Origin of the sequence: Hydrogenophaga sp. OTU3427 (assembly GCF_038440225.1) — a bacterium.
In the GTDB taxonomy this organism is placed as follows: Bacteria; Pseudomonadota; Gammaproteobacteria; order Burkholderiales; family Burkholderiaceae_C; genus Hydrogenophaga.
The window spans coordinates 1-23,672 of sequence record NZ_JASATI010000064.1; the positions used below are offsets into that span (position 1 = coordinate 1).

Consider the following 23,672-nt stretch of genomic DNA (forward strand, 5'->3'; position numbering starts at 1 on the left):
CGTGGGACTGTCACTTTTCAGACGCCAACGGCAGCACCGGCCCCCCACAATGCCCCGCATGATCGAACTGCGCGCCCCCCTGCAAGCCCAGCTGGTGCAATGGCTGGTGAAACCCGGCGACACGGTGGCGGCCGGCCGCCCGCTGGTGGTGCTGGAAGCCATGAAGATGGAACACGAACTGCGGGCCGAGGGCGACCTGCGGGTGACGGAACTCCTGTTGGCCGAAGGCGACTCCGTGCAGGAGCACGAGCTGCTGCTGCGCGCCACGGCCATGACGCAGGCCGAAACGTCTGCGCCAACCGTCGCCCCAGCCTCCGGGCCGGGTGGCCCCCGTCCGGACCTGCAGCGGCTGATCGCCCGCCAGGCCCTCACCCTCGACGCCGCCCGCCCCGAGGCCATGGCCAGACGCCATGCGCTGGGCCAGCGCAGCGCGCGTGAATTTGTCGCCGCCGTCTGCGACGCGGACAGCTTCATCGAATACGGTGCCCTGGCGGTGGCCGCCCAGAGCCGCCGCCGCAGCGAGGACGATCTGCGGAAAAACACCCCCGCCGACGGCCTGGTGAGCGGCATAGGCCAGGTCAACGGCGCCGGCAGCGCCGTGGTCATGGCCTACGACGCCACGGTGCTGGCCGGCACCCAGGGCATGCGCAACCACCAGAAGACCGACCGCCTGCTGGGCGTGGCGCTGGCGCGCAAACTGCCCCTCATCCTGTGGGCCGAAGGCGGCGGTGGCCGCCCGGGCGATGTGGACATGCCCATCGTCGCCGGCCTGCACGTCGGCACCTTTGCCGCGCTGGCCCGCCTGAGCGGCCAGGTGCCGCTGATCGGCGCCACCGGCGGGCGCTGTTTCGCCGGCAACGCCGCCTTGCTGGGCTGCTGCGACATCGTCATCGCCACCCGCTCCAGCCACATCGGCATGGGCGGCCCGGCCATGGTGGAAGGCGGCGGGCTGGGGGTCTTCAAGCCCGAGCAGATCGGCCCGAGCGGCGTTCAGCACGCCAATGGCGTGATCGATGTGCTGGTCGACGACGAGGTGCAGGCGGCCGCGGCGGTGCGCCAGGCACTGTCGTATTTCCAGGGCGCGGCAGCACCCGGCCCGGCGCCCGATTCGCTGGCCTTGCGAGAAGTGGTGCCCGACAACCGCTTGCGGGCCTACGACACCCGTGCCGCCATCACCGGCCTGGCCGACCGGGGGTCCGTGTTGTGGTTGCGTGAGGGTTTTGGTCGCGGCCTGCACACGGCGCTGGCGCGCATCGCAGGTCGGCCGGTCGGGCTGATGGCCAACAACCCGCAGCACCTGGGTGGCGCGGTGGACGCCGAGGCGGCCGAGAAGGCGACCCGCTTCATGCGCCTGTGCGACACCCACGGCCTGCCCATTGTCAGCCTGGTGGACACGCCGGGTTTCATGGTGGGCCCCGACGCCGAGGCCACCGGGCTGGTGCGCCGCGTGGGCGATCTGTTTGTGCGGGCCGCGCGCTTGCGCGTGCCCTTCTTCAGCGTCGTGCTGCGCAAGGGCTATGGCCTGGGTGCCATGGCCATGACGGCGGGCGGTTTCCATGCGCCGGTGTTCAACGTCGCCTGGCCCACCGGCGAGTTCGGTGCCATGGGGCTGGAGGGCGCGGTGCGCCTGGGTTTTCGCAAGGAGCTGGAAGCCGTGCCCGAAGGCCCCGCGCGCGAGGCCCTGTTCCAGCAACTGGTGGCCCAGCAGTACGCCGCCGGTTCGGCGCTGAACATGGCGGCCACGCTGGAGATCGATGCCGTCATCGATCCGGCCGACACCCGCCGCTGGCTCCTGCAGGGCCTTCAGGCCACCGGCGCGGCGGCGTCGGGCAGCGCGAAGTAGAAGCAGCTGCCCTCGCCGGGGTGGGCCTCGGCCCAGATCTGGCCGCCGTGGCGCTCCAGGATGCGGCGGCACAGGGCCAGGCCGATGCCGGTGCCCTCGAAATCGCTGGCGCGGTGCAGGCGCTGAAAGACGCCGAACAGCCGGTGCGCCTGACGCGGCTCGAAGCCCACGCCGTTGTCGCGCACCCAGAAAACGCAGCCGCGTTCGGCGTCGTGGTGCCAGCCCACCTGCACCTGGGAACGCTCGCGCCGGCGCGAGTACTTCAGCGCGTTGCCCAGCAGGTTGTCCCAAACCTGGCTGATCAGCAGCGGGTCGCCCAGCACCGGCGGCAGGTCCGGCGCCACGGTCCAGTCCACCACCTGGGTGCCGAGGTCGTGGGTCAGGCGGTTGATGCTGGCGCTGACCTGGGTGGCCATGCCCACCTCGCGTTTCTCCAGCGGCGCCAGGCCCAGGCGAGAGAAAGCCAGCAGGCCCTCGATCAGCGCGCCCATGCGCTGGGCGGCGTCGGCAATCGTCTTGAGGTACTTGCCGGTCACCGGGTCGACCTGCTCGCCCATGTGCTCCTTCAGGATGACGATGAAGCTGGTGATGTGGCGCAGCGGCGCGCGCAGGTCGTGCGAGACCGAGCTGGAAAAGGATTCGAGGTCGCGGTTGGCTTCCAGCAGCTGGCGGGTGCGTTCCTGCACGCGCACCTCCAGCGTCTGGTTGAGGTCCTGCAGCAGCTCCTGCAGCCGCCGCACCTCGGTCATGTCGCGGGTCAGGGCCGAAAACCCGAGCGCCCGGCCGGTGCCGGCCTCGCGCAGCGCGGTCAGCACGGTGTGGCCCCAGAAACGGCTGCCGTCCTTGCGCTGGCGCCAGCCGGTGCTCTCGAACTGGCCGAACAGGGCGGCACGCTCCAGCGCCAGCTCGTTGTCCAGGCGCTCGTCTTCGCGCACGCTGGGGGCGTCGAACTGGCGGGCGTTCGCGCCCAGCACGTCGGTGGCGTGGTAGCCCAGCAAGCGCTCCGCGCTCGAGGTCCATTCGCTGACCCGGCCCTCGGTGTCCAGGAAGTAGACCGCGTGATCGCGCAGGCCGTCCAGCATCAGGCGCAGGCGCTGTTCGCCGTCGGACAGGCGCTCGCCCAGGGCTTCCAGCGGTGCCGCGTCACCGGCGGGCGCCGGCTCCGGCGGCGCCAGGCGGTGGGCGCTGATGTCGGCGATGTGGCAGTACAGGCCGAGCACGCGCGCGCCCTCGACGTCGGGCACCAGCTGGCCGCTGGCCACCCAGTGGCCGCGCTGGGCGTGTGGCACGGTGGCCTCGAAGGCCTGCGGGATGCCCCGCAGCGCCTGGGCCAGCGCGGGCAGCATGGCCTCCAGCAATTCGGGGGCGAAGACCTGCTGGACCGACAGCCCGAGCACCTGTTCGGCGGGTTGTGGCAGGTGCTGGCGCTGTGCCCGGTTGGCGTAGCGGCAGCTCAGGCTGTTGTCGAAGTAGCTCACCAGGCCGGGCAGGTGGTCGAGCAGGCGACCCAGGAAGGCGGGTGAATCCAGCCGCGCCGCGTCGGCGGCCGACAGGCCCACCACCGGTTCGTTGAACAGGTCGGTGAAAAAGTCCTCTGGCAGGTGGTCGGCTGCTTCGGGCAGGCTCATGCGAGCGACTGTAACCGACCGTCGCGGCAATCAGAACCGGGGCAGCTCCGCGTGCTTGAGCTGCCCACCGCGCACCAGCTCCTTGCCGTACTCGGCGCAGCGTTGCAGGGTGGGGATGACCTTGCCGGGGTTGAGCAGGCCGGCCGGGTCGAAGGCGCGTTTGAGGGCGAACATCTGCTCGTTCTCCGCGGCGCTGAATTGCACACACATGCTGTTGAGCTTCTCCACCCCGACGCCGTGTTCACCCGTGACGGTGCCGCCCATGGCCACGCTGGTCTCCAGGATGTCGGCGCCGAACAGCTCGCAGCGGTGCAGCTGGTCGGGGTCGTTGGCGTCGAACAGGATCAGCGGGTGCAGGTTGCCGTCGCCGGCGTGAAAGACGTTGGCGCAGCGCAGGCCGTATTTCTTCTCCATCTCGGCAATCGCCAGCAGGATGTCGGCCACCCGCTTGCGCGGGATGGTGGAGTCCATGCACATGTAGTCGGGGCTGATGCGCCCGCTCGCGGGGAACGCGTTCTTGCGCCCGCTCCAGAACTTCAGGCGCTCGGCCTCGTTCTGGCTCACGGTGATGGCGGTGGCGCCACAGCCGCGCAGCACCTCGCTCATGCGGCCGATTTCCTCTTCCACCTCCTCGGGCGTGCCGTCGCTTTCGCACAGCAGGATGGCGTCGGCGCTGAGGTCGTAGCCGGCGTGAACGAAGTCTTCCACCGCCGCCGTCATGGGCTTGTCCATCATTTCCAGCCCGGCCGGGATGATGCCGGCGGCGATCACCGCGGCCACCGCGTCACCGGCTTTGCGCACGTCGTCGAAGCTGGCCATGATGCAGCGCGCCAGCTGGGGCTTGGGCACCAGCTTGACCGTGACCTCGGTGGTCACGGCCAGCATGCCTTCGCTGCCGATCAGCACGCTGAGCAGGTCGCAGCCGGCGGTGTCCAGCGCGTCGCCGCCGAAGGTGATGGGCTCGCCCTCGACCGTGAAGCCACGCACCTTGAGCACGTTGTGCACCGTCAGGCCGTATTTCAGGCAGTGCACGCCGCCCGAGTTCTCGGCCACGTTGCCGCCGATGGTGCAGGCGATCTGGCTGCTGGGGTCGGGCGCGTAGTACAGGCCGTGGGGGGCGGCCGCTTCACTGATGGCGAGGTTGCGCACGCCGGCCTGCACCACCGCCGTGCGCGACACCGGGTCGACCCGCAGGATCTTGTTGAACTTGGCCAGCGACAGCGTCACGCCCAGCGGGTGCGGCATGGCGCCGCCCGACAGGCCGGTGCCGGCGCCGCGCGCCACCACCGGCGCGCCGACCGCGTGGCAGGCCTTGAGCACGGCGGCGACCTGGGCTTCGGTCTCGGGCAAGGCCACCACCAGCGGGCGCTGGCGGTAGGCGGTCAGGCCGTCGCATTCGTAGGGCACGGTGTCCTCGCCGCGCCACAGCAGCGCGTGGGCGGGCAGGGCGGCCTGCAGGGCGCGCACGATCTCGCGCTGGCGCGCGGCGCTGTCCAGGGTGGCGGCGGGGTCGGCAACGGTGTTCATGCGGGGCAGTTTAGGACAAGCCCGCCCGCCGTGGTGTTGAAGAAAAACATGGGGGCTTGAAATCTTCTGCAGCCGTCGCTATCTGTGGTGCACAGGGCAGCGATGCCCGCCTGGCCAGGGCAAATCACCCTTGTTTTTTTACCCAAGCACTGAGGAGTTTGTCATGAACCAATTGATCGCCCGTTCCGGTCTGCTCGACGATTTTTTCAAGGATGTCGCCCCCGGCTTCTTCGTCAAACCCCTGCACGGCGACAACTTGCCGGCGCAGATCCGGGTGGACGTGAAGGAGTCGCCCGAGGCCTATCAGCTGTCGGCCGAAATCCCAGGCGTCAACAAGGAGGACATCCACGTCCACATCGATGGCAACGTGGTCAGCCTGCGCGCCGAGGTGAAGCAACAGGACGCCCAGACCGACAACGGCAAGCTCTTGCGCAGCGAGCGCTACTACGGCGCCGTGTCGCGCAGCTTCCAGTTGCCGGTGGATATCGACAACACCGCTGCCCGCGCCCGCTACGACAACGGCATCCTGAACCTGACGCTGCCCAAGAAGGGCGCTTCCGTCAGCCAGCGGCTGGCCGTGGAGTGATCGGGACTGGGCCCGCCGCCGGGCCGCCCCAAGGCGAGGCCCGCACCCCCTCGGGGGGCAGCGACCCGCGCAGCGGCGGAGCGCGGGGGCGCTAGCTACAACGCCTTGGTGATCCAGTCCGCGAACGCGGCGCACTCCCAGCGGTCCATGTTGCCGGGGCGCCAGCACAGGTAATGCGCGTGCGGACTGGGCACGGTGCGGTCGAACAGGCGCACCAGCGTGCCGTTCTGCAGCCAGGGCGCGCCCAGTTTGAGGCGCACCAAGGCCACGCCCAAGTGGTAGGCGGCCGCGTCGCACATCAGTCCGACGTCGTTGAACTGCGAGCCATCGCTGGGTTCAGGCCAGTCCAGCTCGTGGGCGGCGAACCAGGTGCGCCACGGCTCCAGCGGCGAGCACAAGAGCGGCACGCCCTGCAGGTCCTGCGTGTTCTCGAAGGGGCCGTGTTCAGCGATGAATTCGGGTGACGCCATGGGCGTCACCTCATCCTTGAGCAGGCAGACGTGCTCGACGTCGGTGTAGCGGCCGACGCCGAAGCGGATGGTCAGGTCGGCGTCCTCGGCCACCACGTCCAGTTTGGGGATGCTGACCTGGTGCAGCACCAGGTCGACCTCGGGGTGCAGTTGCGCGAACTGCTTGAGGCGCGGCATCAGGATGCTGCGCGCAAAGGTGCTGGTGACGGCCAGCTTGAGCTTGCGCCGGCCGCTGCCACGCGCCGAGCTCGGAAACTTCTGCAGCGTGGCCAGGCCATCGCACACATGGGCCAGGTACTCGACGCCTTCGGGGGTGAGCGAGAAGTCCGCGCGCGCAAACAGCGGCGTGCCCAGGATCTGCTCCAGCTGCTTGACCCGGTGACTCACCGCGCTGGGGGTCACGTGCAGCTCTTCCGCCGCCTGCGTGACGCTGCGCAGGCGCGCCAGTGCCTCGAAGGTCAGCAGGCACTGGATGGGCGGAATGCGTATGGCCATGGTCAGGATTCCAAATGGCCGGAGCGGTACCACCCTCGCGTGACGCCGCCCAACCGGGGATGCCGCCGAGGGCGGCGCAGGGGGGTCATTTGAAGATCACCGTCTTGTGGCCATTCAAGAGAACGCGGTGTTCGCTGTGCCACTTCACGGCGCGCGCCAGCACCTGGCTTTCGGTGTCGCGGCCTTGGGCGGTCAGGTCCTCCACCGTCTTGCTGTGGTCCACGCGGGCCACGTCCTGCTCGATGATGGGGCCTTCGTCGAGGTCGGCCGTCACGTAGTGGGCGGTGGCGCCGATCAGCTTGACGCCCCGGTCGTGCGCTTGGTAGTAGGGCTTGGCACCCTTGAAGCTGGGCAGGAAGCTGTGGTGGATGTTGATCGCCTTGCCCGAGAGCTTGCGGCACAGGTCATCGCTCAGGATCTGCATGTAGCGCGCCAGCACCACCAGTTCGGCCTGTTCGTTCTGGATGATCTCGAACTGCCGGGCCTCGGCCTGGGCCTTGGTGTCGGCCGTGACCGGGATGTGGTGGAAGGGCACGTTGTAGCTGGCCGCCAGCTGGTAGAACTCGCGGTGGTTGCTGACGATGGCGCGGATGTCCAGCGGCAGCAGGCCACTTTTCCAGCGGAACAGCAGGTCGTTGAGGCAGTGGCCTTCCTTGCTCACCATGATGACGGTGCGCATGGGCGCGCTCAGGGGGTGCAGGCCCCAGGCCATCTCGAAGCCGGCCGCCAGGGCGGCGAGGTCGGCGCGCAACTGGGCCTCGCTCAGGCGCTCGCAGGCGAACTGCACGCGCATGAAGAACAGGCCGGTGTCGTGGTCGTTGTACTGGGCGGCTTCTTCGATGTTGCCGCCGCGCTCGAACAGGAAACCCGACACCGCGTGCACGATGCCGGGGCGGTCGGGGCAGGACAGGGTCAGGACGTAGGTGTGATTCATGGGGCGTGATTGTCGCAGGGCAGCGGACCCGGCCACCGTCGCCGGAGTGGCATGGCTCCCAGGGGCCTGGAATGCCACAATGTGCAACACCCATTTTCCGACCGCAGGAGACTCCCATGGCCTACAACGATTTCCGCATGGACAACCACTGGTTGCCCTTCACGCCCAACCGCGGCTTCCAGAAGGACCCGCGCGTGTTCGTCGCCGCCGACGGCATGTTCTTCACCACCCACGACGGCCGCCAGGTCATCGACGGCATCTCCAGCCTGTGGTGTGTGGGCGCCGGCCACAACCGCAAACCCATCAACGAGGCGATCAAGCGCCAGCTCGACACCCTGGATTACGGCACCGCCTTCAACGTCACCAACGACAAGGCGGCCCAGGCCGCCGAGATGATCGCCGCCATGGCGCCGGGCGACCTCAACAAGGTGCTGTTCTGCAACTCCGGCAGCGAGGCGGCCGACACCGCCATGAAGGTGGCCCTGGCCTACCACCGCGCCCGCGGCGAAGGCCACCGCAACGTCTTCATCGGCCGCGAGCGCGGCTACCACGGCGTGGGCTTTGGCGGCATGAGCGTGGGCGGCATCCCGGCCAACCGCAAGGTGTTCGGCACGGCGCTGCTGCCGCGCGTGGACCACCTGCGTTTCATCCACGACCCGGTCAACCACGCCTACATCCACCACCAGGAACCGGTGTGGCAGGAGGACATCCTGACCGAGCTGGAAAACCGCATCCTGCCGCTGCACGACCCGAGCAACGTGGCCGCCGTGATCGTGGAGCCGGTGGCCGGCAGCGCCGGCTGGTACCTGCCGCCCCAGGGCTACCTGAAGCGCCTGCGCGAGATCTGCGACAAACACGGCATCCTGCTGATCTTCGACGAGGTCATCACCGGTTTCGGCCGCATGGGCAGCAACTTCGCGGCCGACTTCTACGGCGTCGTGCCCGACATGCTCAACTTCGCCAAGTGCGTGACCAACGGCGTGATCCCGCTGGGCGGCGTGATCTGCCGCCAGCACATCTACGACGCCATGATGGGCGCGCACAGCCAGGCGCCCGAACACGCGATCGAATTCTTCCACGGCTACACCTACTCGGGCCACCCGGTGGCCTGCGCCGCCGCCATCGCCACGCTGGAGCTGTTCCAGCAGGAAAAGCTGTTCGCCCGCGCTGGCGAGATGGGCCAGGTGCTGGGAGACGCCATGCACAGCGCGCTCAAGGGCCTGCCCAACGTGATCGGCATCCGCAGCCTGGGTTGCGCGGCGGCGGTCGAGCTCGCGCCCGCCGCCGGGCTGCCGGGCAAGCGGGGCTTCGACGTCTTCATGGACTGCTACCACAAGGGCGTGCTGGTGCGCAGCGCCGGCGACAACCTGGTCTTCGCGCCGCCCTACATCGTCGAGAAATCGCACATCGACACCATGGTCAACGTGCTGGCCGACGCCATCAAGGCGCAGGCCTGACCGGGCGCCGGCTCAGCGCCGCCAGCGCTGGCGCAACTCGGCGCAGTGGTCCACGGGCGGCGTGGCGGGCGTCAACCAGAGCCGGTCCGCCTCGCCGTCACCGGGCCGGCCGGGCGCACCGGCCTGCATCACCACCACCCGCGTGCTGGCCGCCAACGGCGCGGACAGGTGTGCCGGCACCCCCAGGCCACGCCGCACGTGTTCGGCGCCGGCCACCAGCATCACCACCTGACCCTCGACGGCCGACGCCACGGCTTCGGCCACGGCATCGGCCATGGCGCGGTCGCGCGCGATCTGGATGCGCGCCATGGGCGCCAGCTGGTGGGCCGGCAGCAGGTCGCAGTGGCCAGCGCGGATGAGGTCCTGCTGGCGGGCGAGGGCCTCGGGGGCCAGCCGTCCGTCCAGCGAGGTGTCCGCCATGGCCGCCCGCATCTCGGCGCGTGGCTGGTTGCCGCCCAGCACCACCACGCCGGCGCGCACCGCCGCCATCACCGACGGGCCGTAGCGCGCCCAGGGCCAGCCGTCCTCGTTCCAGCGCAGTTGCGCCATCACCTGGGCTTCGCTGGCCTCCCGGGGCAGATCACGTGTGTGGGTGCCGCGCTCGGCCATCTCCAGCACCAGCGCCGCCAGGCGGCCCTGGGCGGCCAGGTGCGTCACCGTGCCGTGTTCCAGCGCCTGGTGGGCGTCGGCGTCGTGTTGTTCACCGAGCAGCAGCACGCGGGCGGGCCCCAGGCGCCGCAGCTCGGCGGGCAGGTCGGCCGTGGTGACGGGGCCGGCCACCAACGCGACGCAGCCGGCCAGCAGCAGGGCCGTGGCCAACACGGCGGTGGACGCGGCGGACAGGACGGTTTGGGGGCGTTGCATGGGGGGGATACTATCGGTGCGGGTGCCTCCGTGTCCGGCCGCACCTCCCCATTTTTTCGTTTCTGATCCATGACTTTTCCGCGTTCCTCGCGGGTGGGCCGCGCCGTGTGTGTGCTCGCCACCCTGGCCCTGGCCTGGGCCGCGGCCCGGCTATGTGTCTGGCTGCACACCCCCATCCCGTGGATGATCGGTCCGCTGCTGGCCACGGCGCTCGCCTCGCTGGCGGGTGCGCCCACCGCCAGCTGGACACCGCTGCGCAACACCGGCCAGTGGGTGATCGGCACCGCGCTGGGGCTGTACTTCACGCCCCAGGTGGGCGCGCTGGTGGCCAGCCTGTGGTGGGTGATCGTGTTGGGCATTGTCTGGGCGCTGCTGCTGGGGCTGGGTTTCGACTGCTGGCTGCAGCGGGTCCATGCCCGCCACCTGCCCGGCCTGTCGGCGGGCGAGCTGCGCGCCACCACCTATTTTTCGGGGGCGATCGGTGGCGCCTCGGAAATGACCTTGCTGGCCGAGCGCGCCGGCGCCCGCACCGACCTGGTGGCCTCGGCCCACAGCCTGCGGGTGCTGCTGGTGACCCTCTGCCTGCCGTTTGGCATGCTGTTCTGGGGCGTGACCGGGCTGGACCTGGCGCCACCGGCCGTGCGCGACGTGGCCTGGCCCGGCCTGGGGCTGCTGGCGCTGCTGACCCTGGCGGGCGCGGTGCTGGCGCAGTGGCTGGGGCGCGCCAACCCCTGGTTCATGGGAGCCCTGTTGGTGACCATGGGCATCACCCTCAGCGGCCAGGTGTGGTCGGCCCTGCCGCCCGAGCTGTCCTATGCGGCGCAGCTGGTGATCGGCGTCAGCCTGGGCGTGCGCTTCACGCCGGACTTCCTGCACACCGCGCCGCGCTGGCTGGGTTCGGTGGCCCTGGCCTCGGTGGTGATGATGGTGCTGTGCGCCGCCTTCGGCTGGGGCCTGTCGCGCATGATCGGCATGCATCCGGCGACCATGGTGCTGGGCACGGCGCCGGGGGGCATCGCCGAGATGTCCATCACCGCCAAGGTGCTGCAGCTGGGCGTGCCGGTGGTGACGGCCTTCCAGGTCTGCCGCCTGGTGGCGGTGCTGGTGCTGGCCGAACCGGTGTACCGCCTTTGGGTGGTGCGCCAACAACAACGCCGGCACAAGGCCGGCGTGGAATAGAAGACCCGCTGTACGGGGTGCCCAGACCGGGGACGCCGCCGGGCTGGCTCCGCCAGACGGCCGGTGTCGCCCCCTGGGGGGTGACTCGCAGCGGCGCGGGGGGGACCCGAACTCAGTGCATCACGACCGGCATCTGCGCCAGCAGGGCATAACCTTCCAGCGTGTCCTCCACCTCTTCCTGGCTGGGGGTGTTCTGCTGCCAGGCGCTGATGCGCTGCTGGAACATCTCGGCCCAGGAGCCATCGAGATAGAGCTCCTTGCCGGAGCGTTTGTCCACGATCTCGAAGCCGTGGCGAGGCATCTGCGGCCCGCTGGGGACCGCAGCCTCGTTGTCCTGCAGCGCGTCGGCCTGGATGTGGACCACCGCGAAGGATTCAGAGTCGTAGAGCATGTGCATGAGTGAAATGTCCTTGAAACCTGACAAACCTGCTGACCGGAACCCGATGGCCTTGTGAGCACTATCGGCATTCAGCATACCGGCTATATGGGCCGTCCGGCGGAAATATCAAGCTCTGGGTGGAGTCAAGGGGCCAACAGTCGCTGGTCCGCCACATCGCCGTTGGCCTGGACGATGCGCATGCGCACCGGCAAGTGGCCCAGGCTGGGCGCCAGCCAGACATCCACCCGGCTGTCGAACTCCTTGCGCGGCAGGCGCTGCAGGTGCAGCGCGGGCACCTCGCTGCCGTTCAGGCGGGTGTTTTCCGTGCCCTTGACCACAAAGGCCCAGGTTTCGGAATCGCGCACGCCGCTGGTGGGGATGTTGACCGTGTGGCCCGCCGGGTAGCTGCCCGGGCGGGCGTGCACCAGGCCGGCCAGCTGCATGAACACGCTCAGGCGGTCCTGGTGGCCGGGCAGCAGCGGGGCATCGGGCGAATTGGCGCTGTAGCGGATGCGCTGGCCGTCCTCGTCGAAATGGGCGGCGCGTTCGCTGCGGGTCTTTTCCGCGAAACGGCGCGGGTGCAGGCCGTTGCGCCCGATCCGGCCCTCGCTGGTCTGGGTGCGGCTGCCGAGGAAGCCGGCGTCGATCACCATGTGGGCGCGGTAGCGGTCGCCCGTGTGTTGCCAGTCCAGCGAGCCGTTCAGGGTCTGTGGAATGCCACGGAATTCGACCTTGACCTCGTAGCGCAACAGGGTCGAGGCCGGCGGCTCGAAGGGCACGGGCGGCGCTTCGCTGGGTGGCGGGCTGGCGGCCGAGACCTGGTCGGCGGCGCTGGCCAGGGTCACGTCGGGTTCGACGGCGGGCGTGTCCGGCAGGTCCGGCAGCGCCACATGGGGAGCGGGATCCTGCACGGTGGGCGTGGCAGCGGGCTCCTCCGGTGGCAGTGCCGGGGGAGCCAGCGGGGACAGCGAAGGGGGGGCCGCTGACGGCCGCGGGCGGGACTTTGGCACGGCGGCGGCCAGCGGGCTCTTCAGCGCGGCCGCAGCGGGTGTGACTGGCGCAGGCAAGTTGACCGTGCGGGTCTGCAGGGCGCGCGGGGCCACAGCGGCGGTGGCCGGCGCCTCGGCCCCGGGCAGCCAGGGGGCCGCCAGCAACCAGGCATGGGCCGCCAGCACACCGAACACCAGCGCCAGCAGGGGCCAGCGGAGAAGTCGGGGGCTTGGGGCGGACGGGGACATGGCGGGCTGAACCTAGAATACCAAATGAGGTCGTTGTCCCGTCGACCTGAATGACTTTTCATGAAACTCGCCACCTACAAGGACGGCTCGCGCGACGGCCAACTGGTTGTTGTCTCGCGCGACCTCAGCACCGCGCATTACGCCACCGGTATCGCCAACACCCTGCAGCAGGCGCTGGACGACTGGAACTTCATTGCCCCCCAGCTGCAGGATCTCTTCGTCACCCTCAACCACGGCAAGGCGCGTCACGCCTTCGCCTTCGACCCGAAGATGTGTGCCGCGCCCTTGCCACGGGCCTTCCAGTGGGCCGACGGTTCGGCTTACATCAACCACGTGGAGCTGGTGCGCGCCGCGCGTGGCGCCGAGGTGCCTGCCAGCTTCTACACCGACCCGCTGATGTACCAGGGCGGCAGCGACGACCTGCTGGGCCCTTGCGACGACGTGGTCGTGCCCAGCGAGGCCATGGGCATCGACTTCGAGGCCGAGATCGCGGTCGTCACCGGCGACGTGCCCATGGGCGCCACGCCCGAGCAGGCGCTGGAAGGCGTGCGCCTGCTCATGTTGGCCAACGACGTGTCGCTGCGGAACCTGATCCCCAACGAGCTGGCCAAGGGTTTTGGCTTCTTCCAGAGCAAGCCGGCCACGGCCTTCAGCCCGGTGGCGGTCACGCCCGACGAGCTGGGCGACGCCTGGGTGGGCGGGCGCGTGCACCTCACCCTGCACAGCAGCTGGAACGGCCGCAAGGTCGGCATGTGCGACGCAGGGCCGGACATGACCTTCCACTTCGGCCAACTCATCGCCCACATCGCCAAGACGCGCCGCGTGCGCGCCGGCTCCATCGTCGGCAGCGGCACGGTGAGCAACCAGGGCGTGGAGCAGAACGGCCGCATGGAATGGCCCAAGGGCTACAGCTGCATCGCCGAGAAACGCGCCATCGAAACCCTCCAGGACGGCGCGCCCAAGACCGAGTTCATGAAGTTCGGCGACACCATTCGCATCGAAATGAAGGGCAAGGACGGCCAGAGCATTTTTGGCGCCATCGACCAGGAAATCGCGCCGTTGGCGCGCTAGCCCCACGCTCCGCCGCTGCGCGGGTCGCTGCCCCCAAGGGGCGCGGCCGGGCTTGGGGCGGCCCGGCGCCGCGGCCCTGAGCATGGGCGTGCGGTGCGGGCGTATCATTTCCCACGGTTTCACACGATCGCAAGGAGCCCCACCATGGCGCTGATGGATTTCATCAAGAAGCAGTTCATTGACATCATCCAATGGACGGAGGAAGGCGATGGCACGCTGGCCTGGCGTTTCCCCATGCAGGACATGGAAATCCAGTACGGCGCCTCGCTCACCGTGCGTGAGTCGCAGATGGCGGTGTTCGTCAACGAGGGGCAGGTGGCCGACGTGTTCGGGCCGGGCATGCACAAGCTGACCACCCAGACCATCCCGGTGCTGACCTACCTCAAGAACTGGGACAAGCTGTTCGAGTCGCCTTTCAAGAGCGACGTCTACTTCTTCAGCACGCGCCAGCAGGTGGACCAGAAGTGGGGCACGCCCCAGCCGATCACCGTGCGCGACCCCGACTTCGGCGCCGTCCGCCTGCGCGCCTTTGGCAACTACGCCTTCCGCGTGGCCGACCCCAAGCTGTTCCACACCGAGATCTCGGGCACGCGCGAGCGCTACACCGCGGCCGACATCGACGGCCAGCTGCGTGGCCTGGTGCTGCAGAACATCAGCAATGCCATCGCCTCCAGCGGCATCGCCTTCCTGGACCTGGCCGCCAACCAGATCGCCTTTGCCCAGGCGCTCGCCACGCAGCTGGCGCCCGAGTTCGAGAAGATCGGCCTCAAGCTCGAAGGCATGACGGTGCAGAGCGTCTCCCTGCCCGACGAGCTGCAGAAGGTGCTGGACCAGAAGATCGGCATGGGCATGGTCGGCAAGGACATGGGCCAGTTCATGCAGTACCAGACCGCGCAGGCCATTCCCAAGATGGCCGAAGGCGGGGGCGGGGGCGGCATCGCCGGTGACGCCATGGGCCTGGGCGCCGGCGTGGCGCTGGGCCAGGTGTTGGCGCAGAACCTGGCCCAGGGCCTGAACCCGGCAGCGCAACAGCCCGCCGCCGCGGCGCCGGTGGGCGTCAAGCCCGACGAGGTGATGGCCCTGCTGGAGAAGCTGGCCGACCTCAAGGCCAAGGGCATCCTGACCGCCGAAGAGTTCGACGCCAAGAAGGCCGAGCTGCTCAAGAAGCTGGTCTGACGCCCATACCCCTCTGTGGCGGAACCCGCAGCCCAACGCAGCTACCGCGCCCCTTGTCCGGGCTGCGGCGCGCCGGTCGATTTCCGCAGCGCGCAGTCCACCCACGCGGTGTGCGGCTTCTGCCGCTCCACCGTGGTGCGCGAAGGCGACCACCTGGCCCGCCTGGGCAAGATGGCCGATGTCTTCACCGACTTCAGCCCGCTGCAGCTGCTGGCCAGCGGCCAGCTGGCCGGGCGGGGCTTCACCGTGGTGGGCCGCCTGCTTTACCGCTACGAGGGCGGCAGCTGGACCGAGTGGCAACTCGCCTTCGATGACGGTGGCACCGGCACCCTGAGCGAGGACAACGGCGCCTTCGTCTTCAGTGAAGCCATGAGCGCGCAGCGCGAGCTGCCCGACGACGAACACCTGCGGGTGGGCGCGCAGACCGCCCTCAACGGCGTCACCTACACCGTGGCCTTCAACCAGCCGGTGGCCCTGGCCACCGCCGAGGGCGAGCTGTCGCACCTGCCGCCCATCGGCCAGCCCTTTGCCATGGTGGAGCTGCGCGGTACCGGCGGCGAGGTCTGCAGCCTCGACTTCGGCCCCCAGCCGCCCAGTTTGTCGCTGGGGCGCGAGGTGCGCCTGGACGAGCTGTCGCTCAAGGGCCTGCGCAGCGAATCCACCCGCGACGACACCGGCCGCCACTTCAACTGCCCGCACTGCGGGGCGCCGGTGGACGTGGCGCTGGCGCAGAGCCAAAGTGTCACCTGCGGTGCCTGCAACAGCATCATCGACCTGGGCGCCGGCCTGGGGCAGGAGCTGCTCAAGGCCGCGCAGGACGAGCCGGTGCGCCCGCTGATCCCGCTGGGCAGCAGCGGCCAGCTGCAGGGCGTGCGCTGGCAGGTGGTGGGTTTTCAGCACCGCATGGGCCAGGCCCCGGGCGAGGACGAACAGTTCGGCTGGAGCGAGTACCTGTTGTTCAACCGGCAGCGCGGCTTCTGTTTCCTGGTGGACGCGGAGGACGGCTGGAGCGTGGTCAAGCCCACCACCGGCGCGCCCAGCATGACGGGCAATGGCCAGAGCGCCAGCTACCTGGGCACCCGCTACGCCCTGCAGTACAGCTACAACGCCGAGACCACCTACGTCGCGGGTGAGTTCTACTGGAAGGTCGAGCGCGGGCAGAAAAGCTTCAACCGCGACTTCGCCCATGGCTCCAGCCTGCTGTCGCTGGAGCAGACCCGGGACGAGCTCACCTGGTCCAGCGGCAGCCGCATCGACAGCGGCACCGTGGCCAAGGCCTTTGGCCTGGAGGCGCAGAAGGACCTGCTCCAGCGCACCGACGCCTCGCCCCTGAGCCAGGGCGCGGGGGCCAATGTGCGCACCATCGTCATCGTGGTGGTCATGCTGATCCTGTTGGCGGTGATGCTGCCGCGTTGCAGCAGCTGCGACCCCAAGGTGGAGAACTGCAGCAACAGCTACCGCAGCTCGGGCGGCTCCTTCGGTGGCTGGTCGGGTGGGGGTGGGCACAAATGAATCTATCAACGACTTTTTGACTGGAGGTCCACATGGGCATGGAATGGTTGAGAGCCGGCGCCTTTTTTGGCTCCATCGTGTACGCGCTGATCGGCGTGCTGGTGTTCTGGCTCAGCTTCATCGTCATCGACAAGCTCACGCCCTACAACCTGTGGGAAGAGCTGGTGGAGAAGCAGAACATGGCCCTGGGGGTGGTGGTGGCCGCCATGTGCCTGGGCATATCGATCATCGTGGCTGCCGCGATCCATGGGTAGCCCCCACGCTCCACCGCTGCGCGGGTCGCTGCCCCCCCGGGGGGCTGAGCCGACTTGGGGCGGCCCGGCGTCGGCTCGCGCTCCATGAACGTCACCACCCACCCGCCGCCGCGCCCGGTCGAGGTCGCGCTGCTGGCCAGCGTGTTCGTGGTGGCGGCCTGCGGGCTGGTGTACGAACTCGCGGCCGGGGCGCTGGCGTCCTATGTGCTGGGCGACTCGGTGCTGCAGTTCTCCACCGTCATCGGCACCTACCTGTTCGCCATGGGCATAGGCTCGTGGTTGTCGCGGTTTTTCGAGCGCCAGCTGCCGGCGCATTTCCTGCGCATCGAGCTGCTGGTCGCCCTCGTGGGCGGGCTGCTGCCGGCCACCCTGTTCCTGGCCAACGCCTACCTGCCTGGCAGCTTCCGCTTCCTGCTCTATGGCCTGGTGCTGCTGGTGGGCACGCTGGTGGGGCTGGAGATCCCGCTGGTCATGCGCATCCTCCGACGCAACGTGGCCCTGAAGGACCTGGTCTCGCAGGTGCTGACCTTCGACTACCTGGGCGCGCTGGCGGTGTCCGTCGCTTTTCCGCTGTGGCTGGTGCCGCAGCTGGGCCTGGTGCGCACCGGCCTGCTGTTTGGCCTCATGAACGCGGCCGTGGCCTTGTGGGCGTGGTGGCTGTTCCGCCATGAACTGCCGCAGCGTGCGGCGCATGCGCTGGCCGCTGTCGTGACCCTGGCGGCGCTGGCACTGGCGTGGTCTGGTGCCGAGCGCCTGACCACCCTGGCCGAAGACCGTTTCTACCAGGACCGTGTGGTGCTGGCCGAGTCGTCCGACTGGCAGCGCATCGTGCTCACCCACGGCCGGGCAGGCCACAGGCTCTACCTCAACGGCAACCTGCAGTTTGCCGAGCGCGACGAATACCGCTACCACGAGGCCCTGGTGCACCCGGTGATGGCGGCCTTTGCACAAGGCCGCGTCGCGCCGCGCCGCGTGGCGGTGCTGGGCGGGGGCGACGGCATGGCCGTGCGCGAAATCCTGCGCTACCCCGGTGTCGAGTCCGTCACCCTGGTGGAACTGGACCCGCACATGACGCGGCTGTTTTCGCAGAACCCGGCGCTGCGCCAGCTCAACGGCGACGCCTTGCATTCGCCCAGGCTGAGCATCGTCAACACCGACGCCTTCAAGTGGCTGGAGCAGGACGGCGACCCCTTCGACATCATCGTGGTCGACTTCCCCGACCCCACCAACTTCGCCATCGGCAAGCTCTACACCAACGCCTTTTTTGCCAGCCTGCAGCGGCGCCTGTCGGCCAGCGGCTATGCGGTGATGCAGACCACCTCGCCGCTGGTGGCGCGCAAGAGTTTCTGGACCGTGGTTCAGACCATGGAGTCGGTGGGCCTGCGCACCTGGCCTTACCACGCCCACGTGCCCAGCTTCGGCGAATGGGGGTTTGTGATTGCCGGTCGCCGGCCCTACACCGTGCCCACCCAACTGCCGCCCGGCCTGCGTTTTCTCACGCCGGCCACGCTGCCGCTGCTGTTCGATTTCCCGGCCGACATGGCGCGGGTGCCGGCCGAGGTGAACCGCCTGTCCAACCAGGTGCTGGTCCACACCTACGAGCAGGAATGGGGCCGGGTGCTGCCGTGACTTCTTCCATGCGATGGCGCCGCCGCGACGTGCTGGGCGCCGCGGGTGCCATGGCCTTGGCGGGTTGCCGTGACCAACCCGCGATCGAGGGCGGCTTTGTCGGCACCTCGCCCGAGCGTGGCCATGTGCTGCGCGACTCCCCGCCGCGCACGCCCAGCGTCACCCGCCGCACCCGCGTGCTGATCGCCGGTGGCGGCGTGGCCGGCCTGGCCGCGGCGCGCGCCCTGCGCCTGGGTGGCCTGGACGACTTCGTCCTGTTGGAGCTGGAAGACACCGCCGGCGGCAACGCCCGCGCCGGCCACATGGGGGGCTTGGCGTGCCCGCTGGGCGCGCACTACCTGCCGCTGCCCGGCGACGACGCCCACGAGGTGCAGGACCTGCTGGAGGAACTCGGTCTGCGCCAGCGGGTGGCCGGGCGCTGGACCTTTGACGAGCGCCACCTGTGCCACAGCCCGCAGGAGCGGTTGTTCTTCAACGGCCACTGGCAGGAAGGCCTGCTGCCCCTGGCCGATGTCGGGCCCGCCACCCTGGCGCAGTACCGCCGTTTTGCCGCTGCCGTGCGGCAGGCCCGCGCCGACGCCCGCTACGCCATGCCGACGCTGCGGGCGCCCATCACGCCGGCCACCCAGGCGCTGGCGGCGCAGACCTTCGCGTCGTGGCTCGACGTTCACGACCTGACCGACCCCCACCTGCGCTGGTACCTGGATTACGCTTGCCGCGACGACTACGGCGCCGGCACCGCCCGGGTCTCGGCCTGGGCCGGCCTGCATTACTTCGCCAGTCGACACGGCTTTGTTGCGCCGGGTGAGGCGGGTGCCGAGGCCGAGCCGGTGCTGACCTGGCCCGAAGGCAACGCCTGGCTGACCCAGCGCCTGGCCGCGCCCTGTGGCGACCGCCTGCTGACCGCCCGCACCGTGTTGCGGATTGAAGAACACAAACACGGGGTGGCGGTGGACGCGCTGGACCCTGCCACAGGCCGGGTCGAGCGTTGGCTGGCCGAACGCTGTGTGGTGGCCCTGCCGGTGTTCGTGGCGGCCCGGGTGCTGTCGCCGGTGCCTGACTGGGTGCAACAGGCCGCGCAGCGCCTCCAATACGCGCCCTGGCTGGTGGCCAACCTGTGGCTGCGCGCGCCGCTGGCCGACCGCCCAGGCGCGCCGCCGAGCTGGGACAACGTGGTCTACGGCGCCGCCGGCCTGGGTTATGTGGACGCCGGACACCAGTCGCTCAACCCGCGCCGGGGCGCCACCGTGCTGACCTGGTACCTGCCGCTGGGCGAGGACGCCCCGGCCGGCCGCCGCGCGCTGCTGGAGCGACGCTGGACCCACTGGCGCGACCAGGTGCTGGCCGAGCTGGCGGTGCCCCACCCGGACCTGCGCGAACAGTTGCAGCGCATCGACGTGACCCGCTATGGCCACGCCATGGCCATGCCCATGCCGGGGCCCCAGGTGGCCTGGCCCAGGGTGGACGGGCGGCTGCACTTCGCGCACAGCGACTGGGCGGGCTATTCGGTGTTCGAGGAAGCGTTCACGCGCGGCGACCTGGCCGGCTCGGCGCTGGCGCGGATCAAGGGCTGACGCCGCCGCGCCGCAGCGCGTGTTGCTGCACCGCCGTGGCGTCGAACAGCGCCAGCAAGGCCGCCAAGAGGGCTTGGGCCTTGGCCGAGTGGTCGTGGCCGAAGTTGCACACGTACACATCCAGCGTGGCGCCACCTTCCTCGGGCCAAGTGTGCACACACAGGTGCGATTCGGCCAGCAGCACGGTGGCGGTGACGCCGCCCGGGCCATGCGCGTTGGACGGGAAGGTGTGCGCGAGTTGGGCCACCGCCTGCAGCCCCGCCGCCTGCACCAGGTCCACGCAACGCGCCAGCAGCCGCTCGGCGTCGGTCAGCCACACGCTGTCGCAACGGCAGCCGCGCAGGTCGGCGGTGAGGTGCAAGCCGAGCACGGTGGGCTCAGGTGTTGTAGACCGTGTCCAGCGAAGCGAAACCCTTGACCTCGATCGGGTTGCCGAAAGGGTCGCGGAAGAACATGGTCCATTGCTCGCCGGGCTGGCCGGGGAAGCGCAACTGCGGCGGCAGCACAAAGTGGGTGCCGGCGGCGCTCAACCGGTCGGCCAGGGCCTGCCAGGCCGGCTGCTCCAGGATCAGGCCGAAGTGCGGCATGGGCACCAGCTTGTCGCCCACGTGGCCGGTGTCGGCGGTGGGGAAGGGGGTGCCCAGGTGCAGCGAGATCTGGTGGCCAAAGAAGTCGAAATCGACCCAGGTGGTGGTGCTGCGGCCCTCGGTGCAGCCCAGCACGCCGCCATAAAAACGGCGGGCGGCATCCAGGTCCGTGACGTTGAAGGCAAAGTGGAACAGGCTGCGCGGGGTGCTCATGCACCCAAGGATAGCGCAGCCCGCGCGGGCTCAGCGCTGCGTCGGGTCGGCGGCTTTCTGGTCGAACTTCAGGAAATACTGGCGCGCCATGGCCACCAGCTGGGCGTCGCTGGGGTGGTCGCTGTTGACCACGTCGACGATCGCCTTGTCCACCGCGTGGGCCTGGTGTTTGCAGAAATCACGGAATTCGATCTTGGCGTTGGCCGGCCCGGTCAGCAGCACCTCGCTCACGCCTTGCAGCGCCACCGTGATTTCTTCGAAGAAGGCCTTATCGGCACCCACATGACCGTGTTTGGGCGTGTGCTGGCTGCGCGCCTTCACCCGTTGGGCTTCGACGTGTTCGCGGTCGAACATCAGCACGTGGGCTTGGGTGTGGTCCAGCCAGACAACGGCGTGGAAAGTGGTCATTCAACAACTCCGTTCAAACAAACAAGAAAACAAGCAAACAGATCACAGCCTGGGCACCGCAACGCCACCACCGGCCTGTTCGATCTGCGCCTGGCAAGCCACGCAGCGCAGGGCTGCGGGGTTGGCGTGCAGGCGCGCGGTGGAGATGGTCACGCCGCAGTCGATGCACAGGCCATAGCTGCCGTCGGCGATGCGCCGCAGGGCTGCGTCGATGGCCACCAGCTCGGCCGATTCGCGCTCGCCCAGGGCGATTTTCAGGTCCCGTTCGGCATCGGCCTGCGCCCGGTCGCCGCCGTCGCTCTCGCGGGTATCGGCCGCCGCTTCGGCGCGGCCGATGGAGCCGCCACGCTGGGCGCGCACCTGGGCCAGCAGGTCGTTGCGCAGTTGGTGCAACTGCAGGCCGAAGGTGTCGGAAATGGAGGTGCTCATGTCGTCTCCTGAGATGGGCCGGGTTGTCTGCATCATGCGCCCGCTGGCCTGCGCGTGGGTTGACACACGTCAAGCGCCCCGGGGAAAGTCCGCCATGGTCAGCGCCACCGGGTTGGGGTAAGCTGTTTTCCACAACGACGTTGAGGAGCGACCATGAGTGATCCCCTGGGTTTTGGCAAATACGTGCCCGGCTTCGATTTCCTGCAAAGCCTGGCCAAGCAGGCGGCTGGCGGCGTGGCGCAGGGCGTGCAGCAGAACCTGCCGCAGATGCCCAGCTTGGGCAACTGGATCGCGCCCACCTTCAACGTCGAAGAATTGGACAAACGGATCGACGAGCTCAAGGCCGTGCATTTCTGGCTCGACCAGAACAGCAAGGCGCTGGGGGCCACCATCCAGGCGCTGGAGGTGCAGAAGATGACCCTGGCCACCTTGAAAGGCATGAACTTCAACCTGGGCGATGTCGCCAACGCGCTCAAGATCAAGGCGGCCGACACCGTGGCCGGCGTCGCGTCGGGGGTGGTCAGTTCGGCCCAGAGCGTGGCCGGGCGCACGCCCACGGCCTTCGCCGGGCTTGAAATCCCGCCCAATGCCTACCATGCGGCAGCGCCCCAGGTGCACACCGAGCCGGAGCCCGAACCCGAGCCCGCACCGGAGCCCGCACCGGCGCCCGCGGCTCGCAAGCCAGTGGCCAGGAAGGCGGCCGAAGCCCCGGCCGAGGCGCCCGCCGGGGGCCTGGTCGACCCCATGCAGTGGTGGGGTGCCTTGACCACGCAGTTCCAGAACATCGCCGGCAACGCGCTCAAGGACGCCGCCAAACAGTCCACCCTGGACGTCACCCGCAACGTGGCCACCGGCCTGACCGGCGAGGCCATGAAGGCCGCCACCGGCATGGCCGGCAACGTGGCCAAGAGCGTGTCCGACACCGTGGGCGCCGCCGCCGCGCTGGGCAAGGCGGTGGCCGGCGGTGCGGTGCGTGGACGGGGCAACAGCCTCAAGTCGGCCGCCTGGCCCATTCCCGGCGCCGTGTCGCCCGACGTCGGCAAGCCGGCCGCCGCCAAGAAGCCGGCCCGCAAGGCCGCGGCCAAGAAGTCACCCGCGCGCAAACGCGCCAGCTGAGATGAAGCGTTTTGCCCACGCCCACGCCACCCACCCGCAATGGCGCATGGCCGCCGCGTTGGTGCTGGCGCAGCTGCGTGCGCAACTGGCCCTGCCCGAACACGCCGGCACGCCCGGGCTGGCGCTGCTCTATGTCACCGACCACTACGCCGACGACGCGGGCGACATCCTCGACCACCTGAGCGCCGAGTTGCCCGAGGTCACTGACTGGGCGGGCACGGTGGGGGTGGGCATTGCCGCCACCGGGGTGGAGTATTTCGATGAACCGGCCCTGGCCGTGATGTTGTGCGACCTGGCGCCTGACCAGTACCGCGTGTTCAGCGGCGTGGCGCCCCTGCCGGCCGCCCACGGCGGGCGCGGCGGTTTCTCGGCCCAGACGGCCTTGCTGCACGCCGACGCCACCACCCCCGACGTGGCGGAGCTGATCGCCGAGATGGCCGAGCGCACCGGCAGCGGCTACGTGTTCGGCGGCCTGGCGTCGAGCCGTGGCCAGACGGTGCAGTTTGCCCTGGGCAGCGCCGGCCACCTGCGTGGCCAGGGGGCGGCCAGCGGCCTTTTCCATGGCGGCTTGAGTGGCGTGGCCTTTGGCCCCGAGGTGGCCTTCGTGTCACGTGTCACGCAGGGGGCGCACCCGGTGGGGCGCAGCCACCAGATCACCGCGGCGGACCGCAACGTGGTGCTCAAGCTGGATGGTGAGCCAGCGCTGGACGTGATGCTGGACGAACTCGGCATCTCGCTCGACCAGCCCCAGACCGCCATGACCCGGCTGCGCCAGACCCTGGTGGGGCTGACCCTGCCCGAGACCGAACGCCCCGGTGCGCCGGCCGGCACGCCGACCCGTCCCGGTGCCTTCGGCTCCGACGTGCTGGTGCGCCACCTGATCGGGCTGGACCCCATGCGCCGTGGCATCGCCGTGGCCGACGTGGCGCCGGTCGATGCCCGGCTGGCTTTTTGCGAACGCCATGTGGCGGCGGCGCGGGCCGATCTGGTCCGGGTGTGCGCCGAGGTGCGCGAGGAGCTGGAGCCCGAGGCATTGTCGGTCGAGGCGGCCGCGCTGGCCGGGGCCGCCGGCGCCGCCCGCCCCCCCCCCGGGGGGGGGGGGG

General features: G+C 69.7%; 23 protein-coding genes. 12 read left to right on the forward strand and 11 right to left on the reverse strand.

Annotated features, from left to right (window positions below):
* Positions 1–67: 67 nt before the first annotated feature.
* Positions 68–1,843 (forward strand): carboxyl transferase domain-containing protein, encoded by a 1,776-nt coding sequence (locus tag AAHB17_RS22735; RefSeq protein ID WP_342133364.1) that lies wholly within the window; start codon positions 68–70, stop codon positions 1,841–1,843.
* On the opposite strand, the gene AAHB17_RS22740 is transcribed toward AAHB17_RS22735, so the two are convergent.
* Together AAHB17_RS22740 and AAHB17_RS22745 are read right to left on the reverse strand one after the other, a co-directional pair.
* Complete coding sequence (locus tag AAHB17_RS22740) at positions 1,804–3,471, reverse strand: sensor histidine kinase (protein ID WP_342133333.1); 1,668 nt, start codon at positions 3,469–3,471, stop codon at positions 1,804–1,806. The genes AAHB17_RS22735 and AAHB17_RS22740 overlap by 40 nt on opposite strands.
* Before the next feature lie 30 nt (positions 3,472–3,501).
* Positions 3,502–4,998: an FAD-linked oxidase C-terminal domain-containing protein gene (locus AAHB17_RS22745; RefSeq protein ID WP_342133334.1), complete on the reverse strand. Its 1,497-nt coding sequence runs from the start codon at positions 4,996–4,998 to the stop codon at positions 3,502–3,504.
* Positions 4,999–5,161: 163 nt separating this feature from the next.
* On the opposite strand from AAHB17_RS22745, the gene AAHB17_RS22750 reads away from it, so the two are divergent.
* Complete coding sequence (locus tag AAHB17_RS22750) at positions 5,162–5,584, forward strand: Hsp20/alpha crystallin family protein (protein ID WP_342133335.1); 423 nt, start codon at positions 5,162–5,164, stop codon at positions 5,582–5,584.
* Positions 5,585–5,679: 95 nt separating this feature from the next.
* On the opposite strand, the gene AAHB17_RS22755 is transcribed toward AAHB17_RS22750, so the two are convergent.
* On the reverse strand, positions 5,680–6,549 hold the full coding sequence (locus tag AAHB17_RS22755) for a LysR substrate-binding domain-containing protein (RefSeq protein ID WP_342133336.1): 870 nt from the start codon (positions 6,547–6,549) through the stop codon (positions 5,680–5,682).
* 85 nt (positions 6,550–6,634) lie between these two features.
* The gene (gene purU / locus AAHB17_RS22760; RefSeq protein WP_342133338.1) at positions 6,635–7,483 is read right to left on the reverse strand and encodes a formyltetrahydrofolate deformylase; all 849 of its coding nucleotides are present in this window, start codon (positions 7,481–7,483) and stop codon (positions 6,635–6,637) included.
* Positions 7,484–7,599: 116 nt separating this feature from the next.
* Between purU and AAHB17_RS22765 the strand changes: the two genes are divergently transcribed.
* Positions 7,600–8,940 (forward strand): aminotransferase class III-fold pyridoxal phosphate-dependent enzyme, encoded by a 1,341-nt coding sequence (locus AAHB17_RS22765; protein ID WP_342133339.1) that lies wholly within the window; start codon positions 7,600–7,602, stop codon positions 8,938–8,940.
* Between the two features lie 12 nt (positions 8,941–8,952).
* Here AAHB17_RS22765 and AAHB17_RS22770 read toward each other — a convergent pair whose 3' ends face one another.
* The gene (locus AAHB17_RS22770) at positions 8,953–9,804 is read right to left on the reverse strand and encodes a ChaN family lipoprotein (RefSeq protein WP_342133340.1); all 852 of its coding nucleotides are present in this window, start codon (positions 9,802–9,804) and stop codon (positions 8,953–8,955) included.
* A 69-nt stretch (positions 9,805–9,873) separates the two neighbouring features.
* On the opposite strand from AAHB17_RS22770, the gene AAHB17_RS22775 reads away from it, so the two are divergent.
* Positions 9,874–10,983: an AbrB family transcriptional regulator gene (locus AAHB17_RS22775; RefSeq protein ID WP_342133342.1), complete on the forward strand. Its 1,110-nt coding sequence runs from the start codon at positions 9,874–9,876 to the stop codon at positions 10,981–10,983.
* A 112-nt stretch (positions 10,984–11,095) separates the two neighbouring features.
* Here the strand turns inward: AAHB17_RS22775 and AAHB17_RS22780 are convergent, their stop codons facing one another.
* Together AAHB17_RS22780 and AAHB17_RS22785 are read right to left on the reverse strand one after the other, a co-directional pair.
* Positions 11,096–11,380 carry a BTH_I0359 family protein gene (locus AAHB17_RS22780; RefSeq protein ID WP_342133343.1) on the reverse strand — a complete coding sequence of 95 codons (285 nt, stop codon included), beginning with the start codon at positions 11,378–11,380 and terminating at the stop codon, positions 11,096–11,098.
* A gap of 125 nt (positions 11,381–11,505) precedes the next feature.
* On the reverse strand, positions 11,506–12,600 hold the full coding sequence (locus tag AAHB17_RS22785; protein ID WP_342133344.1) for a DUF3108 domain-containing protein: 1,095 nt from the start codon (positions 12,598–12,600) through the stop codon (positions 11,506–11,508).
* A gap of 60 nt (positions 12,601–12,660) precedes the next feature.
* Between AAHB17_RS22785 and AAHB17_RS22790 the strand changes: the two genes are divergently transcribed.
* The 6 genes from AAHB17_RS22790 (at position 12,661) to AAHB17_RS22815 (ending at position 19,816) form a co-directional block, all read left to right on the forward strand.
* A complete protein-coding gene (locus AAHB17_RS22790; RefSeq protein ID WP_342133345.1) occupies positions 12,661–13,671 on the forward strand; it encodes a fumarylacetoacetate hydrolase family protein in 1,011 nt (336 codons plus the stop codon).
* A 144-nt stretch (positions 13,672–13,815) separates the two neighbouring features.
* A complete protein-coding gene (locus AAHB17_RS22795; RefSeq protein ID WP_342133346.1) occupies positions 13,816–14,847 on the forward strand; it encodes an SPFH domain-containing protein in 1,032 nt (343 codons plus the stop codon).
* Between the two features lie 15 nt (positions 14,848–14,862).
* The gene (locus tag AAHB17_RS22800) at positions 14,863–16,359 is read left to right on the forward strand and encodes a DUF4178 domain-containing protein (RefSeq protein WP_342133347.1); all 1,497 of its coding nucleotides are present in this window, start codon (positions 14,863–14,865) and stop codon (positions 16,357–16,359) included.
* Positions 16,360–16,391: 32 nt separating this feature from the next.
* Positions 16,392–16,613, forward strand: coding sequence for a DUF350 domain-containing protein (locus AAHB17_RS22805; RefSeq protein ID WP_342133349.1), 222 nt, complete (start codon positions 16,392–16,394; stop codon positions 16,611–16,613).
* Positions 16,614–16,697: 84 nt separating this feature from the next.
* Positions 16,698–18,242, forward strand: a complete 1,545-nt coding sequence (locus AAHB17_RS22810; RefSeq protein ID WP_342133351.1) for a polyamine aminopropyltransferase — start codon at positions 16,698–16,700, stop codon at positions 18,240–18,242.
* Positions 18,243–18,250: 8 nt separating this feature from the next.
* Positions 18,251–19,816: an FAD-dependent oxidoreductase gene (locus AAHB17_RS22815; RefSeq protein ID WP_342133352.1), complete on the forward strand. Its 1,566-nt coding sequence runs from the start codon at positions 18,251–18,253 to the stop codon at positions 19,814–19,816.
* On the opposite strand, the gene speD is transcribed toward AAHB17_RS22815, so the two are convergent.
* From speD to AAHB17_RS22835, 4 genes are read right to left on the reverse strand one after another with little or no spacing between them, the layout of a single operon-like run.
* Positions 19,806–20,186: an adenosylmethionine decarboxylase gene (speD, locus tag AAHB17_RS22820; protein WP_342133353.1), complete on the reverse strand. Its 381-nt coding sequence runs from the start codon at positions 20,184–20,186 to the stop codon at positions 19,806–19,808. The two genes, AAHB17_RS22815 and speD, sit on opposite strands and share 11 nt — an antisense overlap.
* 7 nt (positions 20,187–20,193) lie before the next feature.
* Positions 20,194–20,616 carry a VOC family protein gene (locus tag AAHB17_RS22825; protein ID WP_342133354.1) on the reverse strand — a complete coding sequence of 141 codons (423 nt, stop codon included), beginning with the start codon at positions 20,614–20,616 and terminating at the stop codon, positions 20,194–20,196.
* A 30-nt stretch (positions 20,617–20,646) separates the two neighbouring features.
* Positions 20,647–21,024 (reverse strand): hypothetical protein, encoded by a 378-nt coding sequence (locus AAHB17_RS22830; RefSeq protein WP_342133356.1) that lies wholly within the window; start codon positions 21,022–21,024, stop codon positions 20,647–20,649.
* 42 nt (positions 21,025–21,066) lie between these two features.
* Positions 21,067–21,453 (reverse strand): TraR/DksA family transcriptional regulator, encoded by a 387-nt coding sequence (locus AAHB17_RS22835; RefSeq protein WP_342133358.1) that lies wholly within the window; start codon positions 21,451–21,453, stop codon positions 21,067–21,069.
* A 153-nt stretch (positions 21,454–21,606) separates the two neighbouring features.
* On the opposite strand from AAHB17_RS22835, the gene AAHB17_RS22840 reads away from it, so the two are divergent.
* Together AAHB17_RS22840 and AAHB17_RS22845 are read left to right on the forward strand one after the other, a co-directional pair.
* Entirely contained in the window at positions 21,607–22,569 is a 963-nt protein-coding gene (locus AAHB17_RS22840) for a PhaM family polyhydroxyalkanoate granule multifunctional regulatory protein (RefSeq protein ID WP_342133360.1), read from the forward strand.
* Between the two features lies 1 nt (position 22,570).
* On the forward strand, positions 22,571–23,672 hold a 1,102-nt coding region (locus AAHB17_RS22845), incomplete at its 3' end, for an FIST signal transduction protein (RefSeq protein ID WP_342133362.1).

What these genes read in the sequence shown, in the direction of transcription:
- AAHB17_RS22740 (WP_342133333.1), bottom strand. Translation starts at nt 3,471, where the DNA reads ATGAGCCTGCCCGAAGCAGCCGACCACCTGCCAGAGGACTTTTTCACC.
- AAHB17_RS22745 (WP_342133334.1), bottom strand. Translation starts at nt 4,998, where the DNA reads ATGAACACCGTTGCCGACCCCGCCGCCACCCTGGACAGCGCCGCGCGC.
- AAHB17_RS22750 (WP_342133335.1), top strand. Translation starts at nt 5,162, where the DNA reads ATGAACCAATTGATCGCCCGTTCCGGTCTGCTCGACGATTTTTTCAAG.
- AAHB17_RS22755 (WP_342133336.1), bottom strand. Translation starts at nt 6,549, where the DNA reads ATGGCCATACGCATTCCGCCCATCCAGTGCCTGCTGACCTTCGAGGCA.
- purU (WP_342133338.1), bottom strand. Translation starts at nt 7,483, where the DNA reads ATGAATCACACCTACGTCCTGACCCTGTCCTGCCCCGACCGCCCCGGC.
- AAHB17_RS22765 (WP_342133339.1), top strand. Translation starts at nt 7,600, where the DNA reads ATGGCCTACAACGATTTCCGCATGGACAACCACTGGTTGCCCTTCACG.
- AAHB17_RS22770 (WP_342133340.1), bottom strand. Translation starts at nt 9,804, where the DNA reads ATGCAACGCCCCCAAACCGTCCTGTCCGCCGCGTCCACCGCCGTGTTG.
- AAHB17_RS22775 (WP_342133342.1), top strand. Translation starts at nt 9,874, where the DNA reads ATGACTTTTCCGCGTTCCTCGCGGGTGGGCCGCGCCGTGTGTGTGCTC.
- AAHB17_RS22780 (WP_342133343.1), bottom strand. Translation starts at nt 11,380, where the DNA reads ATGCACATGCTCTACGACTCTGAATCCTTCGCGGTGGTCCACATCCAG.
- AAHB17_RS22785 (WP_342133344.1), bottom strand. Translation starts at nt 12,600, where the DNA reads ATGTCCCCGTCCGCCCCAAGCCCCCGACTTCTCCGCTGGCCCCTGCTG.
- AAHB17_RS22790 (WP_342133345.1), top strand. Translation starts at nt 12,661, where the DNA reads ATGAAACTCGCCACCTACAAGGACGGCTCGCGCGACGGCCAACTGGTT.
- AAHB17_RS22795 (WP_342133346.1), top strand. Translation starts at nt 13,816, where the DNA reads ATGGCGCTGATGGATTTCATCAAGAAGCAGTTCATTGACATCATCCAA.
- AAHB17_RS22805 (WP_342133349.1), top strand. Translation starts at nt 16,392, where the DNA reads ATGGGCATGGAATGGTTGAGAGCCGGCGCCTTTTTTGGCTCCATCGTG.
- AAHB17_RS22810 (WP_342133351.1), top strand. Translation starts at nt 16,698, where the DNA reads ATGAACGTCACCACCCACCCGCCGCCGCGCCCGGTCGAGGTCGCGCTG.
- AAHB17_RS22815 (WP_342133352.1), top strand. Translation starts at nt 18,251, where the DNA reads ATGCGATGGCGCCGCCGCGACGTGCTGGGCGCCGCGGGTGCCATGGCC.
- AAHB17_RS22825 (WP_342133354.1), bottom strand. Translation starts at nt 20,616, where the DNA reads ATGAGCACCCCGCGCAGCCTGTTCCACTTTGCCTTCAACGTCACGGAC.
- AAHB17_RS22830 (WP_342133356.1), bottom strand. Translation starts at nt 21,024, where the DNA reads ATGACCACTTTCCACGCCGTTGTCTGGCTGGACCACACCCAAGCCCAC.
- AAHB17_RS22835 (WP_342133358.1), bottom strand. Translation starts at nt 21,453, where the DNA reads ATGAGCACCTCCATTTCCGACACCTTCGGCCTGCAGTTGCACCAACTG.
- AAHB17_RS22840 (WP_342133360.1), top strand. Translation starts at nt 21,607, where the DNA reads ATGAGTGATCCCCTGGGTTTTGGCAAATACGTGCCCGGCTTCGATTTC.